The sequence below is a fragment of the Chitinophagaceae bacterium genome (assembly GCA_016710165.1).
Classification (GTDB): domain Bacteria; phylum Bacteroidota; class Bacteroidia; order Chitinophagales; family Chitinophagaceae; genus Ferruginibacter.
Genome location: JADJLJ010000005.1, coordinates 239,439 through 262,199 on the forward strand (window position 1 = coordinate 239,439; position 22,761 = coordinate 262,199).

Here is a 22,761-nt window from a genome sequence, read left to right on the forward strand (position 1 = left end):
CTTTATTTCAAAAGAGCATTGGGTTTCATTTTATTTATCAGTGCTTTTAATTCATCGATCTGTTTCTGCTGTTCTTTTACGGCATTTATCAAGGGCATCACAAACTCGGCATACCGGATAGCATACCTGTCCGTTTCATTTTCCGGTTTTGTTACGGCATTGAAACCGGCATTATATTCCTGCAGGATCTTTTCAACGTCCTGGGCAACTAAGCCTGTATAGGTATTTCCTTCCTGTCCTTTATCTGTTAAATTATAGGTAACCGGGTTTAACCTCAGGATAAAATTTAAACCAAGGGAAGAGGGTTGGATATTTGTTTTAAACCGGCCATCACTTAAGGTACTCCAGCCTACTTCACCCCCAATTTGTGTAACAGCCGTGTTGCCGATCCTTACACGGTTACTTGCCGTTACTACAGCGCCATTGCCAACAGCCATTGCATTGGTAAAGGATGCGGCACTGGCATCCGCATTGTATCCAATAAATGTATTGTTGCTTCCGTTGTTGAAACCATTTCCCGCGCTGTATCCTACGGCGGTATTAAAATTGCCAACGGTTGTGGTAGCAAGGGATTGCCTGCCAATGGAAGTATTATAAGAGCCGGTGGTATTACTCAGCATGCTTTGAAATCCCATGGCAGTGTTGTATTGCCCGGTTGTTGTGGACTCCATAGAAAAGCTGCCAAGCGCTGTGTTTTGAGAACCTGTTGCAACAGCTAAAGCATTATAACCTAGTGCAGCGTTATCATTCCCGGTTAAATTACTGGATAGCGATGCATAGCCAAATGAAATGTTTCTGTTACCGGTAGTATTGTTCATTAATGTTTGATAACCAATTGCCGTATTATCATTGCCGGTATTTGCAGAAGCAGTGGATGAACCTCTCAACGCTTCAAAACCAACCGCCACATTGGTATTGGTAAATGCAGTGATTGTGTTGTTGGCATTTCGCATGGCATTTACCCCAATAGCAGTAGCATAGCTCCCGGCTACATTTGTAAAAAGTGCCTGTACCCCAACGGCTGTATTGTGGCCACCTGTTGTATTATCAGCAAGGGAGTTCCTTCCGGTAGCTGTATTGTTGACTCCTGTGGTATTCGACTCAAGGGAGCTGAATCCACTTGCTGTATTGTAGTTTCCAGTAGTATTAAACTCAAGGGAGGTTGATCCACAGGCAGTATTGAATTCACCCGTTGTATTGTTTAAAAGTGATTGCAATCCGTTGGCCACATTATAGTTTCCAGTTGTATTACTAAAAAGGGCGAAGTATCCGCTGGCCGTATTGCCGAAACCTGTGCTGTTATTGAATAGGGTGATGCTGCCACTGGCAGTATTGCTGCTTCCTGTGGTATTATTAATAAGAGAGTTCATTCCGTTGGCTACATTATATTCCCCAGTTGTATTATTTTTAAGGGAGTTGCTTCCATTTGCTGTATTGTAGCTCCCGGATGTATTGTTAAGTAATGTTTGATAACCCAGTGCTGTATTGTAATTGCCCGTATTTGTTGCAGGTGTAGCTGAACCCCTGAGTGCTTCAAAACCCACGGCAACATTGTTATTGGTAAATGAGGTGGCTGAATTGTTGGCATTTCGCATGGCATTATACCCGATAGCCGTTGCATTGTTACCGGCTACATTTGAATAAAGAGCTTGTTCTCCGCTGGCTGTATTATACCCACCCGTTGTGTTGGCGAACAGGGAGTTCATGCCGCTGGCCGTATTGCGGCTTCCTGTTGTATTGTTAAACAGAGAATTCCACCCGCTTGCGGTGTTCCAGGACCCGGTTGTGTTGTAAAAGAGTGCCTGCATGCCGGTAGCAGTATTGGCAATGCCATCCAAATTTGAAACCAGTGCCATTCTCCCGGTAGCAGTATTCCACATTCCGGTTGTATTGGTAAAAAGAGCAGAATCACCAGCAGCGGTATTAAAGTAGCCGGTGCTGTTGTTGTAAAGTGCCTTATTTCCAATGGCGATATTAGAATAACCGGATGTGTTATTAAGCATTGTTTGATAACCTAGAACCGTATTACTATAACCTGTATTGGCAGATGCTGTGACTGAACCTCTCAGCGCTTCAAAACCAATCGCTACATTGGTATTGGTAAAAGGGGTAGCTGTGTTATTGGCAAAATACATCGCATTGGTGCCAATAGCAGTGCCGTTACTGCCGGCTACATTGGATATAAGTGCATTTGTTCCAAAACCGGCATTGCTGGTTCCGGTAGTATTATTGTTAAGTGCATAAGCCCCCAAAGCAGCATTGTAATTTCCGGTTGTATTGGCGTACATAGAATACATTCCGTTGGTAGTATTCCAGAGACCTGTAGTATTAGAATAGAGTCCGAAAATTCCGGTCGCTGAATTATGATTGCCTGTTGTGTTGTTTAATAGTGTTTGATAGCCAATCGCAGTATTGGCAGTACCCGTATTGGCAGCAGGTGTTGCAGAACCCCTTAATGCTTCATAACCAATTGCCACATTGTTATTGGTAAAAGGAACCGTGGTGTTATTGGCATAATACATGGCATTGATCCCAATAGCCGTTGCATTACTGCCTGCTACATTGTAAGCAAGTGTATTTGTTCCAAAACCTGCATTGCTGGTACCTGTTACATTATTACTAAGCGAATACGCCCCCAAAGCTGCATTATAATTTCCTGTAGTATTATTCAAAAGTGAGTTCATGCCATTGGCTGTATTCCAGAATCCGGTGGTATTTGCATAAAGACCGTTTCTTCCGGTGGCAGTGTTTTGATTGCCGGTTGTATTTGCATTTCCGGCCTGGTAGCCCCAAAAACTGTTGGACAGTATATGGTCAATTCGCCCTGCTCTCTGGTTATTCACCCTGACATTTAAAGGTATACTATCAATGGTACCAATAAAACTGCTGTTATCAAAACCCACGGTATTGCCTTTTGTTCTCCAGGCAACCGTATCCTGCTGGCTGGTAGTGGTTAACCATAACCAGCCCGTGCCATTATAATAATAAAAACCTATGCTGTCCGGCGCATTCTGAAAGACCAGCAACCCGGTGGCAGGTGTTGCAATGGCATTTCTCTGCGCTTTGCTCATACGGGGAACGAGCATGCCCTTATCGGTACTTTTTATGTCCAGTAAAGCACTTGCATTGGCCGTACTGCCATCCGTGTTAATGGCAAAGCTTTGTGCTACCATATTTTCAGGGGCGAAAAAAAAGGCAACCAGCAGGAAATAAAAAAATACTGTTTTCATGTTTATTTTTTTAGGCGTTCTGTTACTTAGATCTGCAGGGCCGGTAAAGGATAGCAGGCCCTTGTCTGGCTTAACGGTTCGTTTCTTTTTCAGGATAATGAATCTAATTCGATCAGTAATTGCAGCAACTTCCCCTTTTTAATATCGCTGCCGAAGAATTTTACCGCCTGTGGCACGATGTATATTTTCTCCATTACGGGCTGCCTGCTTTCTGCTTCCTGGACCCGGTTGGGCAGGTAAACAAACTGCAGCCACTCGCTGAAATCCTCCCGGTTTGTGATGGTTCTTTTCTCAAATTCTTTTACCCAGGCAGGTATTTCCATTTTCCACAAACCGGTCCTCTTCATCTCTGCTCTTACTTCATTTATTTTTCCGGCTATTAAAAATGTTCCTGTCATGTGTGGGAATTCTGCAGTAAATCTATTTTTTGCTTTCTGTTCAGCAATCAGCTAAGAAGGCAACGGTGCAAACCAATTATTGTATGGCAGGCACAGGCCAATCAATTAGTAAACGGTAGCCGGAATGAGCGAATGGCGTAACAATGGGAAAAAGGATGTATATTTTTACCCGGAAATGCTTCGCCGGCTCTACATACCGTTTTTGATGTTTACCATTGCACTGTCTGTAAACAGTTTTGCACAATCACCCCGTTACCGGTTGGAAACATTCGGCACCCGGGATGGCATGCTGTCATCCAAAGTGTATGCGCTTGCACAAAGCAGCGACAGAAAGCTATGGATAGGAACTGAGTTGGGTGTAAGTGTGTATGATGGATATGGTTTTACCAATTACCAGTACAGTTCTGCCAATGAATCCATCGGCCGTATTTTGTGCATTACACAGGATAGTCTTAATGGGATATGGATTGGTGGAGATAAAGGCCTTTTTTATGTACAGGGCGACCGGATAAAAAAAGTGGAACTGCAAAGCAAAGCAATATTGGCTGTAGAAGCATTACTGACTGATGCAGGGGGTAATGTATGGGTGGGCGATTTGAACGCATTGTTTAAAATAACCGGGCAGTTGGTTCAGCAGGTTCATAAAAGTCATCCGGCGGTCATAGATATTTTCCCCTTTGCTTCTTTTACCAAACGGGTATATGGTATTGCTGAAGACAGCAAGCAGAATACTTATGTAGGTACGTATGATGGTGTTTATAGAATAACAGCAGGGGCTGGTCGTTATGAATCGGTCTGGACAAATCCTGAACCATATCAATTTGTCCGGTCGGTAACTGCTACATCACCCGACAGTATTTTCTGGAACTGCCTTGACCGTCATCCCACCCAGATGATACATGGAAAAACCACCTCTGAGCATACCGAAGATTTTATTGGGAGGACTGTATTTACAAACCGGGGAAATGTATTTGCGTTAACAACCAGTGGGGTGGGGCGCATAAAAGACGGGATCGTTCAGCCCATTGTTTCTTTCGGGGGTATTACAAATAATGCAGTAACAGCCTTAATGGATGCAGAAGAAAATATCTGGGTGGGTACCGGGAAGGTTATTGAAATTCAGGAAAACAACTTTTCAACAGTATTCCTTAAAGCATAAGGTACATAAAGAAGCATTTTCGTTTCTTGAAAAAAGGAACGGTGATCTGTTATTTGGCGGCAACCGGGGGATCGTGTTCACAAAGGAACAGAAGGATATTGTTACGCATAAAGCAATACCGGCTTTGTTTCCGCTGGCAGAAGTGATGTGTATGTATGAAGATACAGACGGGGGAATATGGGCCGGCAGCGGATACCAGGGCATCAGCAGGTTTAAAAACAATAAACTTACCAACTGGAAAAACACCGGCTTTCTGAAAGATAATAATTGCGAAGCCCTGTATCCAGCAGCCGGGGGGAAATTATTTGCCTGTACGGAAAACGGCGTTACTGTTATAGATCCCCGGGCAGCTGAACCCCTGAAAGCCCATTATCCTTTTCAGAAAAAATATACAAGGCTTCCGGAGTTATTTGGTTGTTTTCAGACAGGAAACTCCGGGCATTGGTTCTATGGTAGCCAGGGTTTGTATAAGCTAAACAATCAGGTACTGGTGGACGACTCCATACAAAACATGCCGGTGAAAAGTTTATACATCAATAAGATCATTGGCGATAAAAAAGGGAATATCTGGGTGGCTACACAGGGGAAAGGATTGTTGCAATGCCGGTATGAAAATAATAAACTGGCTTTGTATAAACAATATGACAGCCGCAACGGGTTAACATCGGATATAGCTTTGTCTGTGCTGGTTGATAAAAATGATAATGTCTGGTCAGGAGATTACATGAGTTTATCGGTCCTTATAAATCCGGGCAATGAAGAACAGCTCATCAGCTTCAATGAAAAGGATGGTTTACTCTCTACGTATTACCAGACATTGAAACTGGAACAACAGCAGGATGGAACCATTTGGGGCCTCACGTCCATGGGGATAATTTCTTTTCATCCTGACAGTATTGCCCGGAATGATCTGCCCCCCTTTCTGCTGATAAACGGGATTTCAGTGAACGGATCAAAGGAAGACCTGGCTGCTAAATCAGCGGCAACCCTGTCTTATGATCATAATTCGCTGCAGTTTCATTTTACGGCCATATGTCTTACCGAGCCTTCCAGGATCCGGTATGCTTATCGATTAAAGGAATCAGACAGTAACTGGACTTACACAAATAACCGCGTTGTTGATTTTAATTTTTTGCAACCCGGCAACTATACTTTTGAGCTAAAAGCCTGCAACAATAATAATGTATGGACCAGCCAGCCACTGCAATATACGTTTACTATCGGGCGACCCTTTTGGCAAACATGGTGGTTTATGCTTCTTGTGATTTCGTTGATAGCTGCTGTTGTTATTGCCGTTTTCATAACAAGAGTGCGGTCGGTTAAAGAAAAAGCAACGATCAAACAGCAGTTGGCCGAACTGGAGGCTAAAGCTATCCGTGCACAGATGAATCCTCATTTTATTTTTAACAGCCTGAATGCCATACAGGAAACCATCATTACAGAAAAAGTGGATGCCGCCTACGATTATTTATCCCGGTTTTCCAAACTTTTACGAATGGTGCTGGATAACTCGGAGAAAAATTTTATTTCTCTGAACAGTGAACTGGAAACTATCCGTTTGTACCTTTCTTTAGAAGCGCTTCGTTTCAGCCAGTCTTTCACGTATTCAATTGAATTGGATGAAGCGCTTGATATAGAAGATATATTTATTCCTCCATTATTACTGCAGCCTTTTGTGGAGAATGCCATCTGGCATGGCTTGATCAGTAAGGAAGGAGAAAAAAAACTATTGCTTCATTTTGCAGAAAGTAACGGTGTCCTGGCGTGTATAATAGAAGATAATGGAGTAGGCCGGAAAAAAGCTGCCCGGATAAAGGAGCAGAAACTGGGCTCCGGCAGTTTTGAATCAAAAGGCACCCGGCTTGCATTGCAGCGGATCGAAATACTGAACAGGGAAAAACCCGGTTCTGCAAGTATAACAACAATTGATTTGTACGATGAAGACGGAATGGCCCGTGGAACCAAAGTGCTGATAAAATTGTCAACGGATCCAGTAGTTAATAAAAATACCGGCCATGATTAAGATCCTTATTGTAGATGATGAACAGGCTGCGGGGCGTATACTGAAAGTGTTGATTGAAAAACACATTCCGGGGGAAAAACAGATCGAGATATCCAATAGCCCGGCGGAGGCCCTGGAAATGTTGAACAGGTACCAGCCATCGCTGGTAATGCTGGATATTGAAATGCCCGGCATGAACGGTTTTGATTTTATGAACCGGGCCAGCGAATGGAATTTTGACGTTATTTTCACCACAGCCTATGATCAGTATGCCATCAAAGCCATCCGCTTCAGTGCCCTGGATTACTTATTGAAACCGATCGATATTGTTGAATTACAGAACGCCATCAACCGGCATATCGTTAAGATCCAGTCGGTAAAGGCCGATTCGCAGCAACCGCTAGTGAACAACCTGATCTATAATCTTCAGCAACAGGACCTGCAGCATTTTAAACTGGCATTGTCAACCAGTGAAGGGGTGTTCTTATACGATACCGGTGAAATTATTTTGCTGGAAGGAAGCAGTAATTATACGAAATTTTATTTCAGCAATAACCGCATTCAGGTTGTATCAAAAACATTGAAGGAATATGAGGACATTCTTGCCGGGCACCGGTTTTTACGGGTCCATAAATCTTACCTGGTAAACAGGTCGCAGGTAATAAAAGTTGACAGGGAAGGAGTACTTGAATTAAGTAACGGGATGTTCATTCCGGTATCAAGACGCAGGAAAGCAGAAATTCTGCAGTGGTTTAATCGTTAACAGATGGTATGAGTAATATCAAAAATGCAGCTCGATGATCGATAAGGGATGCCGGATGCAGGATACAGGATACAGGATGCAGGATGCAGGATGCAGGATGCAGGATACAAGATACAAGATACTGGATGTAGGATACCAGATCATGTATCTCTTGCATTAATTCAACTTCAGCTCAAATAATTTCGGCCACTGCTTTCCGGTAATGAACAATTTTTTTGCTGTGCTGTCATATGCAATGCCGTTCAGCACCAATCCCCTGTCAGGCGGGACCTGGTTGGGAAAGAATTTCTCTTCCAGGCCAGACAGATCCATTTTGCCGACAACCTGGCCGCTTTCAGGGTTGATCTTAACGATGATATCCGTTTCATAAACATTGGCATAAACAAAGCCATCAATGTATTCCAGTTCATTCAGGTAGTTGACCGGGCCGGAATTATCTGCTACCCGGATGGTGCTCAGCAACCGGAAATCATCCGGGTTCACAAAATAAAGTACAGCTGTGCCGTCACTTATGATAAGATGCCTGCCGTTATTGGTAAGTCCCCAACCCTCATAAGGCCATTAGAATGTTTTTACCGGTTTATCAATATTATTGATGTCGTACATATACACAATATGACTTTGCCAGGTTAACTGGTATATCCTGTTATTAAAAATGGTGATGCCTTCCCCGAATATGGATGGAGAACCCATCATATGTTTCTTTTCTACTTTACCTGTTTTGTGATCGGTGATACGTAAGGAAGAATTTTCAAAATCCCCCGTGCCTTCATACAGTTTGCCTTTGTAAAATTCAAGTCCCTGGGTAAAGGCGCTTGTGTCATGGGGATATTGCGAATGGATGCTGTAGCTGATCGTGGGGGTAGGAATGGGTTTCACAGATTCATCTACTATGGGTTCCTTGTCGCCGTTTGTACAGGATGCCAGTGCGATCAAAACCACCAGGGCTGAAAATTTCTTCATTGGTTCTTTTTAAAATATAGACAAAAGTAGCAAACTGTTCTGTTGCTTCCTCTTTAACCCGGTAAAAGATTGTAAATATTTGGTTAAGTGTGATGCGGGATCACCGTTTTACGGTAATGGATATTCCTTTCCTTTAAATAGCTTAGTATGAAACGGAAGCAGGCCTCATCCCTGCCAACCAGTTCGGGAGGAAATACCCCTTTGGCGCTGAATAGATTTTGTATCAGCATGTTCAATGCGGCCGTACAGGTGTATCCCGTGGTACGGCTCATGGATGAGGTTTGTGAAACCGCATCATACGCATCGTAGAGGTCATAGCAAACCGTTTTTTCCGCATCACGTAGTTTGATCCGCATCAGCGTGAACTCCTCTTCGGTCTCACCCAGTTTCCACTGGTCGAACAAAAGCGCCGAAGTGAATTCCATAGGGGACACCTGCTGCCCTTTAACAGAAACAGGGTTGTTGTTCAGGAATCCGGCTTTGATCAATCCCTTTATCAGGTCAATATGCCCGGGATAGCGAAGCGTTTTTTCTTTCATGTTGGGGATATGCCCCATGGTGAATAGAAGAGAACGCAACCCATCGGTGTTAAACGATTCGAGTGTACCCACTTCTTCAAAGTCGATCAGTTCCGCATCGCTCAGTGCAGGCCTGGTTACAATATGGCCATTTTCCACATAACGGGCCGGCCTGGTATATTCTTCCAGTACATCAATGGGGGAGAAGGGAGCTTTATATTCAAACGGATAAACCCTTTTCCTGGGCAACCCGCCCACCATGCATTCAAAATCGGTGATCTTCATCCGTTCGTTATAATAACCCAGTACCAGGTTACTCATACCCGGCGCCACCCCACAGTCAACAATGGCAGTAACATCATTTTCCTTTGCCAGTTGATCAAGCTCCAGTGCATTTTCCGGGAAGAAGGAAATGTCCACTACATTCTTTCCGGCAAGGATGATGGCTTCCAGTGTTTTGTAACCTATGAACCCGGGAACGGCAGAGATCACGTAATCAAAACCGTTCAGCAGTGAATCGTAATCTGCATAATTTCCCAGGTCGGCTTTTACGGTCCTGATCTTTTTATTTTTTGCGGAAAGCAGTTGCAGCGAATGTTCACTGATGTCGAAAGAAGTAACACTGTACGTTGCTGCCAGGTCAATGGCAATGGCACGGCCAACCATGCCGGCGCCTAAGATCGCTATTTGCATAAGAATATATTTAATGCCTCATGCGCTTCTCTTAAAAAGCATGAAGCCGGATTTGTAAATGAAAATTAAATAGTACACGGAAATCTGTCATTCTGATCCGCCAACCGGCGGAGAAGAATCTCACATAAAGAGTGGGATGCTTCTTTGCCTGCCGGCAGGCAGGCTCAGCATGACAGTGGCGACGTCCCATTCATCATAATGGAAACATAGGCAGAGAGCCTGTAGAAATGGGCATATGTTGCTTGTATAACCAATGTGCTTAAAACTTATTACTCATGACTTATTACTCATGACTTATGACTTATTACTTATGACTCATCACTCACTTCTTCTTACTCACCAGCTTCAATTCACTGATGATATTCTTTGCCTCTGCATATTTATCCACGATGAACAGAACATAACGGATGTCAACCATGATGTTGCGGCAGATGGCAGGGTCGTAATTGATGTCGCTCATGGTACCTTCCCATACCCGGTCAAAGTTGAGGCCGATGAGGTTCCCGTTTGCATCCAGCGCCGGGCTTCCCGAATTACCGCCGGTGGTGTGATTGGCAGCAATGAAACAAACCGGCTGGCGGCCATTTACGCCATAGCGGCCAAAATCTTTTTTCTTATACAGGTCAATTAATTTCTGCGGCAGGTCAAATTCATAATCGCCCGGCTTATACTTTTCCATCACGCCATCCAGGTAACTGTAAAAATCAAATTTAACGGCATCCCTCGGCTGGTAAGGCTTTACATTGCCATAGGTAACACGAAGGGTGCTGTTGGCATCTGGATAGAATGCTTTTTGGGTAAACACATCCATCTGCGCCTGCATATAGGTACGCTGCAACTGGTTGATGTGTGACTGCAGTTCATTCAGTTTCGTGCTTACATTGCTGCTGTATGTTTTCTGCATATCCATGGAGAGCCGGAAGGCAGGGTCTGCCTTGATGGCATCGCAAACATCTTTGGCGTTGCCGCCAAGCAAAGTTTTCACTGATGCAAGTGAACTGAGTTTTGTTGTTCCATACAGGCTTGCTGCTGTCATGCTGTAACTGTTCTCATTCTGTTTCAGCATGTCTTTGAACAGGGGCGATACATTCACCTCTTTCTGCCCCGAAACATACATCTCCATTAACGCTTCAAAAAGTTTCCCGTCAACCGTTGCATTGTATTCGCCAAAAAGATCTTCCAGGTTCTTAAGTGCTTTTTCTTTTGCCGTGGCATAACCTGCCTCCCCGTTCTTTTCAAAGGCATTTACCAGGCCATTCAGCTGGCTGGCAAAACCCAGTATCTCGATCCGGGGGTAGATCTCGGTGTAATAGTCCCTTGCATATGCATAGGGTTCAATATCCGCATACGCCTGCTTAAGGTTTGAGAGCAGGTTCATATACGGCAGGTTGAATTCCGGTTTCTGAAGAACGATCTTTTCAAAACCCGCTTCCATTTCTTTTCTTTTTGCAACGGCATTGGTCTTTGTAAGGCCCAGCACTTCACCCTGCCATTTTTTCCAGGCATTGGAGATCCCTGCATATTTAGCCGCATACTGGATCTTTATCTCTTCATCCTTGCGCATGAATCCATCGATCACATTCAATGCTTTGGTGCGGATGGCGATCTTGGCGGGGTCGCTTACATTCACCACCTGTTCAATGGCACTGGAATGTAAATATTCATTGGTGCGCCCCGGGAAGCCAAACACCATGGTGAAATCTCCTTCTTTAACGCCATCCAGGGAAATATTCAGCGAGCGCTTTGGCTTGTAGGGAACATTGTCCGGTGAGTACGGCGCAGGCTTGTTGTCTTTGCCCGCATAGATACGGAACATGCTGAAGTCGCCGGTATGCCTCGGCCACATCCAGTTGTCGGTATCTTTTCCATAATTGCCGATGGAAGAAGGAGGCGCACCAACCAGGCGGATATCCCGGTAGGTCTCCGTTACGAACAGGAAGTATTTATTGCCCTCAAAAAAGGCCCGGATGAAAAGATCCTGGTAGCTTTCTTTTTTTATGGAAGGCCTTAATGCAGCAATGTTCTTGTCGACCGCACTTTGCCTTTCCCGCTCACTCATACCGGGTTTTATATCCTTAAGCACGGCCGCGGTAACATCATCAATGCGGATGATGAAGGTGGCGAACAATCCTTCGTTGCGTAACTCCTGGTCCTGGTTATAGGCCCAGAAACCATCCCGGATATAATTGTTCTTGATGGAAGAATGATTTTGTATGGCATCAAACCCGCAATGGTGATTGGTGAGCAACAGCCCTTTATCCGATATGACCTCGGCCGTGCAGAAGCCGCCAAAACTTACAATGGCATCTTTCAGGCTTCCCTTGCTGATGTTGTAGATGTCTGAAGCATTGATCTTCATGCCCATCTTCTTCATCTGCTTTTCATTCAGGCTTTGCAGCAGTTGCGGCAGCCACATGCCTTCTTCGGCAAATGTTTTCCCCAGGAAAGAAATGGCAATGAACAGCAGGAGGAAGTATTTTTTCATATTCAGATCGTTTGGGCAAATTTAGGCAATAATTGGTATTGTCTTAGTACCTGTTTGTTTTGAACCACATAGGCACATAGAACACTTAAGGTTTTTGTCTTTATCTATGTGCCTATCCACGCCTTTGGCGGGACAAGTTGTGGTTCAGATCCTGCTTAAATGGAAATTAACCCTTTGTTAGCATCCATGGCGTTATTTTTGCAGGGTAATGCAAAAATTATCTATGAAGAAGATCCTACTCTATCTCGTTCTTGTATTTCTTACCGGTTCAACCACACAGGCACAGATCATTAAAGATATTTTAAATAAGGCGACCAAATCAACCCAGGGCAGCAGCCTCAGCAATGAGGATATCATCAGTGGGTTGAAAGATGCCCTGCGGGTTGGTACCGACAGCAGTGCAAAAAAGCTGAGCAAACTGGATGGATTTTTCGGCGATGCCGCCATTAAGATATTGATGCCCGAAGAAGCAAAGAAAGTGGAGCGGACCCTTCGCAACTTTGGCATGGGCAGCGTGGTGGATAAAGCCATTCTCTCCATGAACCGGGCAGCGGAAGATGCAGCCAGCGGGGTAGGGAATATATTCTGGGATGCCATTAAGGGAATGAGCATCACCGATGGAGTTAAAATTCTGCGGGGCGGTGATTTTGCCGCCACCGATTACCTGAAATCAGTAACCACCAGGCAACTCACCGAAAAGTTCCGGCCGGTGATCGAAGCCTCGCTGGTGAAAATGGACGCCACCAAATACTGGAAAGATGTTTTCACCAACTACAACCGTTTTTCAAAAGACCAGGTGAACACCGACCTTACTGCCTACGTTACCGAAAGGGCATTGAGCGGATTGTTTTACAATATCAGCCTGCAGGAACAAAAGATACGGAAAGACCCCGCTGCACAGTAAACGGCATTGCAGTAATTAGGTATCGGTGTATATTCACCACCTAAATCATCTGCAATGAAAGCGCTTTTTATATCCCTTCTTTTTTCAATTATTTCTTTATCAATAACTGCACAGGATGGCACAGCCTATTTCCTGTCGAACCCCTGTTTAACGCCTGATGGACAGACCGTCATCTTCAGCTTTGAAGGAGACCTGTGGAGGGCAAATGTAAATAACGGCCAGGCCACCAGGTTAACGGCCATGCAGGGGTATGAGACAAGTCCACGGGTTTCACCGGATGGGAAATGGATCGCTTTTACCGGCAGGCAGTATGGAAATCCGGATGTGTTTGTGATACCGGCAAATGGCGGAGAGATCAGGCAGATCACTTTCCACAGCAGCGGGGATGAGGTTACCAGCTGGACATGGGATTCAAAATACATTTACTTCAACAGCGGCCGTATGGGGCAGATCGCCGGTTTTAAAGTAAGTGCAGAGGGCGGCACGCCGGTAAGGGTATTCGGTAATTATTTCTTCCAGTTCGATCATAATTTGGTTGAACACCCGGCTTCCGGGGAAATATTCTTCAACGATACCTGGGAAAGCAATAACCAGGTGCATCGTAAAAGATACAAGGGACCATTCAACCCCGACATACAATCGTATGATCCCAAAACAAAACAGCATAAAAAATATACCGACTGGGAAGGAAAGGATTTTGCTGCAACGATCGACCGGAACGGCAATGTTTATTTCATCTCCGATGAAGCCAATGGCGAATACAACCTGTATACACTGGATAACGGAAAGAAAAAAGGGTTGACAAGATTCCCTTCTTCCATCAAGACCCCGCAGGTTAATGCCAACGGCGGCAAGGTTGTTTTTGAAAGGGATTACCAGCTCTGGCTGTATGATGTACGGTCCGGTAAAGAAAGCAGGCTGGATATCGCCATCATACGCAATAATACCCTGCCCAAGGAAAAGGATTTTGATGTAAAGGGAAACATCTCGGCATTTGATGTCTCTCCCGACGGGAAGAAGCTGGTCTTTGTTTCCCGTGGTGAACTGTTTGTAAGCGACGTGGAAGGGAAATTCGTACAGGAAATAAACCGCGGAAGCGCCGAACGGGTGCGGGAAGTGAAATGGCTCAGCGACAACCGCACGTTGTTATTCAACCAGACACTGAATGGATATACCAACTGGTACAGCATAAGGGCCGACAGCAGCGCTGCACCCAAACAACTTACCGCCGATAAAAAGAACAACCGTGCCATTGTGATGAACAGGAACCGCAGCAAGGCTGTTTACCTCAGCGGCCGCGATGAAGTAAAACTGCTGGATACCAAAACAATGGAAAGCAGGACCATTGTGAAGGACGAGATATGGGGATTTCAGAACAGCGACCCCGGCTTTTCACCCAATGATGAGTATGTGCTTTTCACGGCTTACCGGAATTTTGAGCAGGACATTTTTGTGCATAACATCAAAGAGAACAAAACAACAAACCTTACCAACACGGGGATCACCGAAGCAGGGCCAATATGGTCGCCCGATGGAAAGTATATCTACTTTACCTCCCAGCGTTTGAGACCATCTTACCCGTTTGGCATGGCCAATGCCCGGGTTTACCGGTTGCCACTGGAGAAAATAGATGAGCCTTACCGTTCCGATAAATACAACGAGCTTTTTAAGGACGATAAAAAGGATACTGCAAAGAAGGCATCTCCTGATCCGAAGGCGCTGGTGATCGACTCCGACCTGCTTCTTGAACGGATGGAGCAACTGAGTCCTTCCCTGGGGGCCCAGTTCCTGCAGTGGGTCTATCAAAAAGGGGAGAAGACCACGGTGCTTTACACCAGCAACCATGGGGAAGCAAGAAATGCACTCTGGAAAACGGTGATCGAACCGTTTGAACAGAATAAAACAGAAAAGATAGCAGGCACCGATAACAGTTTCAGTTTTGAAGTGGTGGAAGTGAGTGATAAATTCTTTGCGCTGTTCAACGGAAATATAAATAAACTGAACCTCGACGGTAATAAAGCCGACCCCATCAACATCAGCTTCACGTTCCGCCGGAACCTGTCTGCCGAATTCACCCAGATGTTTGACGAAGCCTGGGCACAGATAGAAGAGAATTATTACGATGAGCATTTTCATGGCCTTAACTGGGGCAGGACCCGGGAATATTACAAACAGTTCCTGCCTTACCTGAATAACCGGGCCGACCTGCGGGTGATGCTGAACGACATGCTGGGTGAACTCAATTCTTCTCACCAGGGCTTTGGCACTTTTGGCGATGACGAGAACATTACCCTCAGCAACCGTACCATGGAAACCGGTATCCTGTTTGAGGACAATGATCCTTACAAAGTGAAATACGTGGTGAAGCGTTCTGCTGCCGATAAGAAAGCAATTGATATCAGGCCCGGTGATGTACTGGTTAAAGTGAATGAAGAGGCCGTGGACAGTAAAAGGGACCGCAGTTATTATTTTACGCAGCCATCACTTGACCGGGAACTTGGTCTCAGCTTCAGCAGGAACGGGCAGATCATAAAGGTGAAGATACATCCGCAGGCAACCTTGTTCACGAACCTGTACGATGAATGGATCGACAATAATCAAAAGCGGGTAGATGAAAAGAGCAAGGGACGGATCGCTTATGGTTATATGAAGAATATGGGGCAGGGTGAACTGGACCAGTTCATCATCGACATGACACAGGAACTGAATAAGAAGGATGCGCTCATCTTGGACCTGCGGTACAATACCGGGGGCAACGTGCATGATGAAGTGCTCAAATTCCTGAGCCAGCGTTCTTACCTGCAATGGAAATACCGGGAGGGGAAACTGGCGCCGCAATCTAATTTTTCGCCCGCCGATAAGCCCATCATTTTGCTAACCAACGAACAGTCGCTGAGCGATGCAGAAATGACCTCGCAGGGCTTCAAGGCATTGAAGCTGGGTAAGATCGTGGGCAACGAGACCTATCGCTGGATCATTTTCACCAGTGGCGTTTCGCTGGTGGACGGTTCTTCGGTGCGTATGCCCGGCTGGGGATGTTATACCCCGGAAGGAAAAGACCTGGAGATGAGCGGGGTTCAGCCCGATATAAAAGTGATCAATACATTTGAGGATAAACTCAGCGGAAGAGACCCGCAGGTTGACAGGGCGGTGGAGGAGATTCTGAGGATGCTGGGGAGGAAATAATAATGAACAAGGAACAAGGAACAAGGAACAATATTGAACAAGGAACAAGGAATATTGAATTACGAAGTGAATGGCTCCGATCAATATTCTTCATTCCTTGTTCCTTGTTCAATATTCAAAAGGTTCTATGTGGTTCAATTGAATTAGGAACAGGTGAGAAAAAAATAACCAACTTGTGTTTTGTTATCAAATTATTACCTATCATTGCAGCATAAAAATTGCCACTCCGTAGAAACGGAGTGACTTTTTTAACGATTGCTTGCTATATGAAAATCTTGATTTCTTTTATCTGCTGACCGGGTCAGCGCCAGGCTGAAAGATGCCTTCTAACGATTGATTGTTCCCTTTAGCGATTGCCTGCTGTATGATCTAACATCTTTCTGAAACAAAAATAAGATGTGTGATGCGCTGTACCTAACCAGCTTTGGGATGATTTTATCCTGTTAAAAACAGTTTATCAATATCAAAACCCTTTGCAGTAAAGGATTATAGCTAAATTTGTTTATGATGTCCAACCGCTCAACCGATATATTGTTTCAATTGGTAAAGTCGCTTGAAAAGGCTGAAAAAAGGCACTTTAAACTTTACATCAAGCGCAGTTCCTCCCGGCAGGACCTCAAGATCATCCAGCTTTTTGATGCGATCGACAAAGCCAGGGACTACAACGAGCAACTCATTCTTAAAAAGATACCCGGGGTAGAAAAGCCCCAGCTGGCTAACCTGAAGGCCCACCTGTATAAAGAACTGCTGGCCAGTCTGCGTCTGTTGAAAAGCACGGACAGCATCGACCTGCAGTTGCATGAGCAACTGGATTATGCCCGCATCCTTTACAACCGGGGCCTTTACCTGCAAAGCCTGCGGATACTGGAAAAAGTAAAGGACCTGGCAAAGAGTTACCACCAGGAAAGTTTCCTGATACAGGTAATATCACTGGAGAAAAAGATCGAGACCCTTCACATCACCCGGAGTGGCGAAGGTGCTGCCGACCGGTTGACACAGGAGGCCAATGAAGTGAATGACCAGCGTACCATGATAACCAGCCTTTCCAACCTGGCGCTGCAGTTGTACCAGTGGTATGTAAAGCATGGCCATGCCCGCAATGAAAAAGATGAAAACGGCGTTAAGCAGTTCTTCCGGCAGAACCTGAACGTGGACCCGCAGAAGATAACCGGTTTTTACCAGTTGCTTTACCTCTACCAGAGCTATTGCTGGTATGCATTCATCCGCCAGGACTTTTTAATGTACTACCGGTACAGCAGGAAATGGGTTGACCTTTTTAAGAACGAGCCGCTGATGATAACGGTGGAGACCGGGCATTACATCAAAGGCATGCACAACCTGCTTACCGCAAACTTCAACCTGCGCAATTTTAAAAAGTTTGATGGTTACCTGGTACGCTTTGAGCGGTTCACTTTTTCCAAGCCCGCCAACCAGCACGACAACTTCCGCATGCAGGCTTTTGTTTACCTGACCAGTGCCAAGATCAACCAGCACCTGATGAAAGGTAGTTTTGGCGAGGGGCTGAAACTGGTTCCGGATATTGAAAAAGGGTTGGAGGAATTTTCGATGTATATCGACAGGCACCGGGTGCTTGTGATCCATTATAAGATGGCCCTGCTTTATTTTGGCAATGGCAATTACGAAAGGTCCATCGACCACCTGCAGACCATCATCAACGGGCCGGTGGATATGCGTATCGACCTGCAGTGCTATGCCCGCCTGCTTCACCTGATGGCACATTTTGAAATGGGCAATGATGCGATCATTGAGTCGCTGATAAAATCGGTATTCCGTTTCATGTCACGCATGGAGAACCTGACCGTGGTGGAAGAGGAAATGTTCCGGTTCCTGCGCAACAATGTATACGAGTCGGCTGAAAAACTGAAACCCGGGCTCAAAAAATTCCTCAGCCGCATCAAGCAGTTTGAAAAGAACCGTTTTGAAACGAGGGTATTCTCTTACCTCGATATCATCAGTTGGGTGGAAAGCAAAGTGTATGATAAACCCATGAGTGAGATCGTCAACGGCAAATACCTTTTGAGCAAACATCGCTGACCCGCATTATTTTTATTTTCCTGCTTCTGCGAGGAGATCGTCCAGGTCCAGCGCTATGGTATACATTTCCAGTGAGCCGTCTTTTTTCTTCGGCCATTTTTCTTTCGGCTGGTCCCAATATAATTCCACGCCATTCTGATCCGGGTCGTTCAGGTACAGCGCTTCCGATACGCCATGATCCGATGCGCCGGTGAGCGGGTATTTTGCATCCACCAGCCGTTTATAGATGGTGGCCAGGTCTTTCCGGGAGGGGTAGAGAATGGCGGTATGGAACAGGCCAACAGCATGTACCGGTGCCGGCAGCCCGTTCTTGCTGTACCAGGTGTTAAGGCCAATATGGTGATGATAGCCGCCCGCTGAAATGAACGCGGCATCGGCGCCATACATGGTCACCAGTTCAAAGCCAAGCAGGCCACAGTAAAAATCCAGCGAACGTTTTATGTCGGACACTTTCAGGTGAACATGGCCGATACGGGTCTGGGAAGGGATCGTATAATCAGTTTTCATTTTCAATATGGGTTAATGCCTGTTTAAGCGATTAAAAATTTATTTTTTTTGATCTTTTCCTCGAAATCACTTTTTCAATTTCCACGGCAATGAACACCAACGAAGAAGAAGCACCTACGATGATGAATTCATAGAGGCTTAAGGATTCGGTCTGAAAGATGGGTTGTAAGAAGGGCGTATAGGTAACAACAAACTGCAACAACAGGGCGATCATTACAGCAAGGATCAGTGGTTTGTTTGAGAATATGCCGATACTGAAGAGCGATCGTTTCTCGGAACGGATGGCCAGTACATGCCCCATCTGGCTCAGGCATAGCACATTGAAAACAATGGTCTGCCAATGGAGGTCATTATTGATCGCCCAGGCCTGGGCAGATAAGCTGATGCCTGCCATGAGCATGCCCACCCAGATCATGTGCATGCCCCTGCCGTTGGAAAAAACACTTTGCTGCGGTGGCCGGGGCGGACGGTTCATGATGTCTTTCTCTGCTTTTTCAAAGGATAAGGAAATGGCTGGCAAACCGTCCGACACCAGGTTGATCCACAAAATATGAATGGGCAGCAGTGCAACCGGTAAACCGATCATGGGCCCCAGTAACAAGGTCCATAGTTCACCGGAGTTGGTTGTCATCAGGTATTTGATGAACTTGAGTATGTTGTCATAGATGCGCCGGCCTTCCCGTACCGCCCGCACAATGGTTGAAAAATTATCATCCAGCAGGATCATGTGCGCTGCTTCTTTCGAAACATCGGTTCCGGTAATGCCCATGGCAATCCCGATATTAGCCCTTTTTAAGGAAGGGGCGTCATTCACCCCGTCGCCGGTCATGGCCACATAATGGCCTTTTTGCTGAAGGGCTTTCACGATCTGCAGTTTCTGTTCGGGTGATACCCGGGCATACACTTTTATTTTTTCCACTTTGGCCAGGAAACTGTCATTGTCCATCGCTGCCAGTTCCTTCCCCGTTACCAGCATATCGGTTTCGCTTTTTAAGATACCCACCCGTTGTGCTATTGTTTTTGCGGTGAGCGGATGATCGCCGGTAATGATCACGGGAACAATGCCCGCCGTTTTGCATTGCGCCACGGCATCAAATACCTCATCCCGGGGAGGATCAATAATGCCCGCCAGCCCCAGGAACCGTAAACCCGTTTCATGAACCAGTATATCGGGCTCTGCAGGCATGGCATCCCAGTACCGGTAAGCAAAACCAAGCACCCGGTGCCCCTTTGCTGCCATTTCATCCACCTGCTGCAGCAGTTTTGGTTCATCCACACCCTGGCAACGCTGCAGTAAGATATCGGGCGCTCCCTTGGTGAATGAGATGATCTTATTTTCGTGTTCATGGAAGGTCGTCATCAGTTTCCGCCCGCTGTCGAAAGCGATCTCTGCAATGCGTGGCCAGTCGGCCGACCTGATATCCTGTTCCAGCGCCACTTCCATCAATGCCACCTCTGTACTGTCGCCAACGATATTCTTATCCCCGTCTTCCACGGCATCGTTGTTCAGTGCAAAGGCCAGCAGCATCCGTTTAATATCTTCCTGTTGTATCACGGCCGATAAGTTGTTCCTTTCCACCAGTTGCCCGTTCACAAATACATCTTCTACGTGCATTTTGTTTTTGGTAAGCGTACCGGTCTTGTCGGTGCATATATAGGTAACCGATCCCAGGGTTTCCACCGCAGGTAATTTGCGGATGAGGCTGTTGAAGCGGATCATTCTTTTTGCCGCCAGTGCAAGGGATATGGTGATGACCGCCGGCAATGCTTCCGGGATCGCTGCCACGGCGAGGGAGATACTGGTGAGTACCATCTTCACCAGGTCTTCGCCCCGTAGCCAGCCGGCCACAAAAAATAAAATGCAAAGAAAAAGTACCAGTATGGAAAGATTTTTTCCAAACGATGCCATGCGTTGCTGCAGGGGGGTGAGGGTCTCTTCTTCCTGCAGCATCCTGGCAATGCGGCCCAGTTCGGTCTGCATGCCGGTGGCAATTACAATGCCGGTGCCGCGGCCATAGGTAACAAAGGTTCCTTTGAATGCCATGTTGCTGCGGTCGCCGATGGGCAGGTCATCCGTTTCCAGCGAATGGGTGATCTTATCAATGGCATGCGATTCACCGGTCAATGCGGCTTCTTCAATTTTTAAATTCACCGATTCCACGATGCGTATATCTGCGGGAACGGCATTGCCTGCTTCCAGTAATACTACATCGCCGGGTACCAGGGCGGTGGCGGGTATCCAGTTGCTGTTGCCTTCACGCAATACCCGGGCCTGTGTTACCGCCATCTGCTTGAGGGCCTGCATGGCTTTTTCTGCCCGGTATTCCTGGAAGAACCCGATCACAGCATTCAATAGTACGATGATGAGGATGACAATGGTGTCGGTAAGGTCGCCGATGATGCCCGATATAATGGCTGCTGCCAGTAAGATGAGTATCATCACATCCTTAAACTGTGCCAGCAGCATGCCGGCGATGCTTTTCTTTTTTCCTTCCTGCAGTTCGTTGGGACCGTATTGAAGTAATTTTTCTTCTGCATCGGATGCGGCAAGCCCCTGCGGGGTGGTATCCAGCAGTTCAAAGGTCTCTTCAATGCTTAAGCGGTGCCAGTTCACAGATCAATGGTGATTGTTCAATAAAGTAACGAAATTTTGAATGAATTAAAAGAGGTTGTTGTACTGGTTCAATCATTGTTTCTCAATTTAAAAAACACATATGGCGCAATGGCCACCCAGGCCGGAATGAGTATCCACAAACGCCCCTTCAATAAGTTATAATCTTCCAGCAGTGTTGACCAGGAGTTGCCCCGGTAGCGGCCAAAGCCGAACTCAAACAATAAGGTAAGCGCCAGCCAGAATGATCCAAGCAGCAAGGCCTGGTTGGCTGAAGCAGGCGGGATGAATTTGATGACGAGACCGATGTAAATGGCAAAAAGGATCAGTAAAGAGAACGTAGACAACTGGTGTGCTGTTAGTTCTCCCACGTATTTCTTAAGAATGAATTCCCGCAAAGCGCCGTTGCCGATGGCCAGCAGCAGCATGGGAAACCAGGCGAGGAGGTATTTGAGGAATGGGTGCATAGCAGGGATGAAGTTATTAATATTAATGAATTTTTTGACATAAGGCCAGCAACGGAGGAGAAAGTTTGTTTGCCATATTTGAGAGACTGTCAATGCTAGCGTGCAACAGCATGATCCAATGAACTTCTTGTTCAAAAAATATTTATTCCCGGCATCAACCATAATAAGCCTGTTGGTAGTGTCCTATTTTGAATATTTTGTGACCTGTCATGATGAGGAACGAAGCATCTCAGGTTAAGCAAACGATCCTAATTAGGAGATCCTTCGTACCCTGCCTACCGGCAGGCAGGCTCAGGATGACAATCATTCAAAATATGACACTACCAGCCTGTTACACCAATGCGGTCTGCCAAAAAAATACAATTACCTTTGCCTTCTATCAGCCGGGTTATCGCTCTCCCGCCCTTGGCGGGAGGGAGGAAAGTCCGGACAGCACAGAGCAACACACCGGTTAACGGCCGGTCCCGACCCCTGGTTGGGAAGACAGTGCCACAGAAAATTACCGTCCCGTCTCGCCCCAGGCGAGACGGGGTAAGGGTGAAAACGTGAGGTAAGAGCTCACGGGTTTTTGCAGCAATGCAATGACCGGGTAAACCTTGTGTGCTGTAATGCCACGTAAATCAGCGTTTGAGGGCGGCTCGCCCGATGCTGAAGGGTAGGCAGCAAGATCCATGCAGTAATGCATGGGCCAGATAAATGATGACCATCCGCCAACCGGCGGAGACAGAATCCGGCTTACAGGCTGATAGATTTTTTTAAAAGAGATTGCCCGCTTCTGACGGGCTTTTTTTATTTATATTTTCTTTTTTGCTTCTCCAAA

At 46.0% G+C, this 22,761-nt stretch carries 15 protein-coding genes and 1 other RNA gene; 7 read left to right on the forward strand and 9 right to left on the reverse strand.

What is annotated here, in order from left to right; genetic code table 11:
* Positions 1-2: 2 nt before the first annotated feature.
* Positions 3-3,230, reverse strand: a complete 3,228-nt coding sequence (locus IPJ02_17155; protein MBK7377204.1) for a tail fiber domain-containing protein — start codon at positions 3,228-3,230, stop codon at positions 3-5.
* An 89-nt stretch (positions 3,231-3,319) separates the two neighbouring features.
* The gene (locus IPJ02_17160) at positions 3,320-3,628 is read right to left on the reverse strand and encodes a YqcC family protein (GenBank protein MBK7377205.1); all 309 of its coding nucleotides are present in this window, start codon (positions 3,626-3,628) and stop codon (positions 3,320-3,322) included.
* A 124-nt stretch (positions 3,629-3,752) separates the two neighbouring features.
* Between IPJ02_17160 and IPJ02_17165 the strand changes: the two genes are divergently transcribed.
* Genes IPJ02_17165 through IPJ02_17175 form a run of 3 tightly spaced genes read left to right on the forward strand, consistent with a single transcriptional unit; the run spans position 3,753 to position 7,552 of the window.
* Complete coding sequence (locus tag IPJ02_17165) at positions 3,753-4,787, forward strand: hypothetical protein (GenBank protein MBK7377206.1); 1,035 nt, start codon at positions 3,753-3,755, stop codon at positions 4,785-4,787.
* Complete coding sequence (locus IPJ02_17170) at positions 4,702-6,810, forward strand: histidine kinase (GenBank protein MBK7377207.1); 2,109 nt, start codon at positions 4,702-4,704, stop codon at positions 6,808-6,810. Before IPJ02_17165 ends, IPJ02_17170 begins: the two co-directional genes overlap by 86 nt.
* Positions 6,803-7,552: a response regulator transcription factor gene (locus IPJ02_17175; protein ID MBK7377208.1), complete on the forward strand. Its 750-nt coding sequence runs from the start codon at positions 6,803-6,805 to the stop codon at positions 7,550-7,552. Before IPJ02_17170 ends, IPJ02_17175 begins: the two co-directional genes overlap by 8 nt.
* A 156-nt stretch (positions 7,553-7,708) precedes the next feature.
* Here IPJ02_17175 and IPJ02_17180 read toward each other — a convergent pair whose 3' ends face one another.
* The 4 genes from IPJ02_17180 to IPJ02_17195 form a co-directional block, all read right to left on the reverse strand.
* A complete protein-coding gene (locus IPJ02_17180) occupies positions 7,709-8,068 on the reverse strand; it encodes a glutaminyl-peptide cyclotransferase (GenBank protein MBK7377209.1) in 360 nt (119 codons plus the stop codon).
* Between the two features lie 45 nt (positions 8,069-8,113).
* On the reverse strand, positions 8,114-8,515 hold the full coding sequence (locus IPJ02_17185; GenBank protein MBK7377210.1) for a glutaminyl-peptide cyclotransferase: 402 nt from the start codon (positions 8,513-8,515) through the stop codon (positions 8,114-8,116).
* Between the two features lie 83 nt (positions 8,516-8,598).
* Positions 8,599-9,726: a saccharopine dehydrogenase NADP-binding domain-containing protein gene (locus tag IPJ02_17190; protein MBK7377211.1), complete on the reverse strand. Its 1,128-nt coding sequence runs from the start codon at positions 9,724-9,726 to the stop codon at positions 8,599-8,601.
* Between the two features lie 322 nt (positions 9,727-10,048).
* Positions 10,049-12,211, reverse strand: a complete 2,163-nt coding sequence (locus tag IPJ02_17195) for a S46 family peptidase (protein ID MBK7377212.1) — start codon at positions 12,209-12,211, stop codon at positions 10,049-10,051.
* A 223-nt stretch (positions 12,212-12,434) separates the two neighbouring features.
* Between IPJ02_17195 and IPJ02_17200 the strand changes: the two genes are divergently transcribed.
* From IPJ02_17200 to IPJ02_17210, 3 genes are all read left to right on the forward strand, one after another.
* Complete coding sequence (locus tag IPJ02_17200) at positions 12,435-13,115, forward strand: DUF4197 domain-containing protein (GenBank protein MBK7377213.1); 681 nt, start codon at positions 12,435-12,437, stop codon at positions 13,113-13,115.
* Between the two features lie 54 nt (positions 13,116-13,169).
* Positions 13,170-16,301, forward strand: coding sequence for a PD40 domain-containing protein (locus IPJ02_17205; GenBank protein MBK7377214.1), 3,132 nt, complete (start codon positions 13,170-13,172; stop codon positions 16,299-16,301).
* A 507-nt stretch (positions 16,302-16,808) separates the two neighbouring features.
* Positions 16,809-18,356: a hypothetical protein gene (locus tag IPJ02_17210; protein ID MBK7377215.1), complete on the forward strand. Its 1,548-nt coding sequence runs from the start codon at positions 16,809-16,811 to the stop codon at positions 18,354-18,356.
* 12 nt (positions 18,357-18,368) lie between these two features.
* Here the strand turns inward: IPJ02_17210 and IPJ02_17215 are convergent, their stop codons facing one another.
* From IPJ02_17215 to IPJ02_17225, 3 genes are all read right to left on the reverse strand, one after another.
* Positions 18,369-18,863, reverse strand: a complete 495-nt coding sequence (locus IPJ02_17215) for a VOC family protein (protein MBK7377216.1) — start codon at positions 18,861-18,863, stop codon at positions 18,369-18,371.
* Positions 18,864-18,894: 31 nt separating this feature from the next.
* Entirely contained in the window at positions 18,895-21,477 is a 2,583-nt protein-coding gene (locus IPJ02_17220) for a cation-translocating P-type ATPase (protein MBK7377217.1), read from the reverse strand.
* A 68-nt stretch (positions 21,478-21,545) separates the two neighbouring features.
* The gene (locus tag IPJ02_17225) at positions 21,546-21,941 is read right to left on the reverse strand and encodes a hypothetical protein (protein MBK7377218.1); all 396 of its coding nucleotides are present in this window, start codon (positions 21,939-21,941) and stop codon (positions 21,546-21,548) included.
* 375 nt (positions 21,942-22,316) lie between these two features.
* Between IPJ02_17225 and rnpB the strand changes: the two genes are divergently transcribed.
* Positions 22,317-22,695: RNase P RNA component class A (rnpB, locus tag IPJ02_17230), an RNA gene on the forward strand.
* Positions 22,696-22,761 lie beyond the last annotated feature (66 nt).

Bases quoted from the DNA above. Each gene is read 5' to 3' on its own strand.
- IPJ02_17225 (MBK7377218.1), bottom strand. From the start codon at position 21,941: ATGCACCCATTCCTCAAATACCTCCTCGCCTGGTTTCCCATGCTGCTG.
- IPJ02_17155 (MBK7377204.1), bottom strand. From the start codon at position 3,230: ATGAAAACAGTATTTTTTTATTTCCTGCTGGTTGCCTTTTTTTTCGCC.
- IPJ02_17170 (MBK7377207.1), top strand. From the start codon at position 4,702: ATGCAGAAGAAAATATCTGGGTGGGTACCGGGAAGGTTATTGAAATTC.
- IPJ02_17195 (MBK7377212.1), bottom strand. From the start codon at position 12,211: ATGAAAAAATACTTCCTCCTGCTGTTCATTGCCATTTCTTTCCTGGGG.
- IPJ02_17215 (MBK7377216.1), bottom strand. From the start codon at position 18,863: ATGAAAACTGATTATACGATCCCTTCCCAGACCCGTATCGGCCATGTT.
- IPJ02_17200 (MBK7377213.1), top strand. From the start codon at position 12,435: ATGAAGAAGATCCTACTCTATCTCGTTCTTGTATTTCTTACCGGTTCA.
- IPJ02_17175 (MBK7377208.1), top strand. From the start codon at position 6,803: ATGATTAAGATCCTTATTGTAGATGATGAACAGGCTGCGGGGCGTATA.
- IPJ02_17160 (MBK7377205.1), bottom strand. From the start codon at position 3,628: ATGACAGGAACATTTTTAATAGCCGGAAAAATAAATGAAGTAAGAGCA.
- IPJ02_17190 (MBK7377211.1), bottom strand. From the start codon at position 9,726: ATGCAAATAGCGATCTTAGGCGCCGGCATGGTTGGCCGTGCCATTGCC.
- IPJ02_17210 (MBK7377215.1), top strand. From the start codon at position 16,809: ATGTCCAACCGCTCAACCGATATATTGTTTCAATTGGTAAAGTCGCTT.
- IPJ02_17165 (MBK7377206.1), top strand. From the start codon at position 3,753: ATGAGCGAATGGCGTAACAATGGGAAAAAGGATGTATATTTTTACCCG.
- IPJ02_17205 (MBK7377214.1), top strand. From the start codon at position 13,170: ATGAAAGCGCTTTTTATATCCCTTCTTTTTTCAATTATTTCTTTATCA.
- IPJ02_17185 (MBK7377210.1), bottom strand. From the start codon at position 8,515: ATGAAGAAATTTTCAGCCCTGGTGGTTTTGATCGCACTGGCATCCTGT.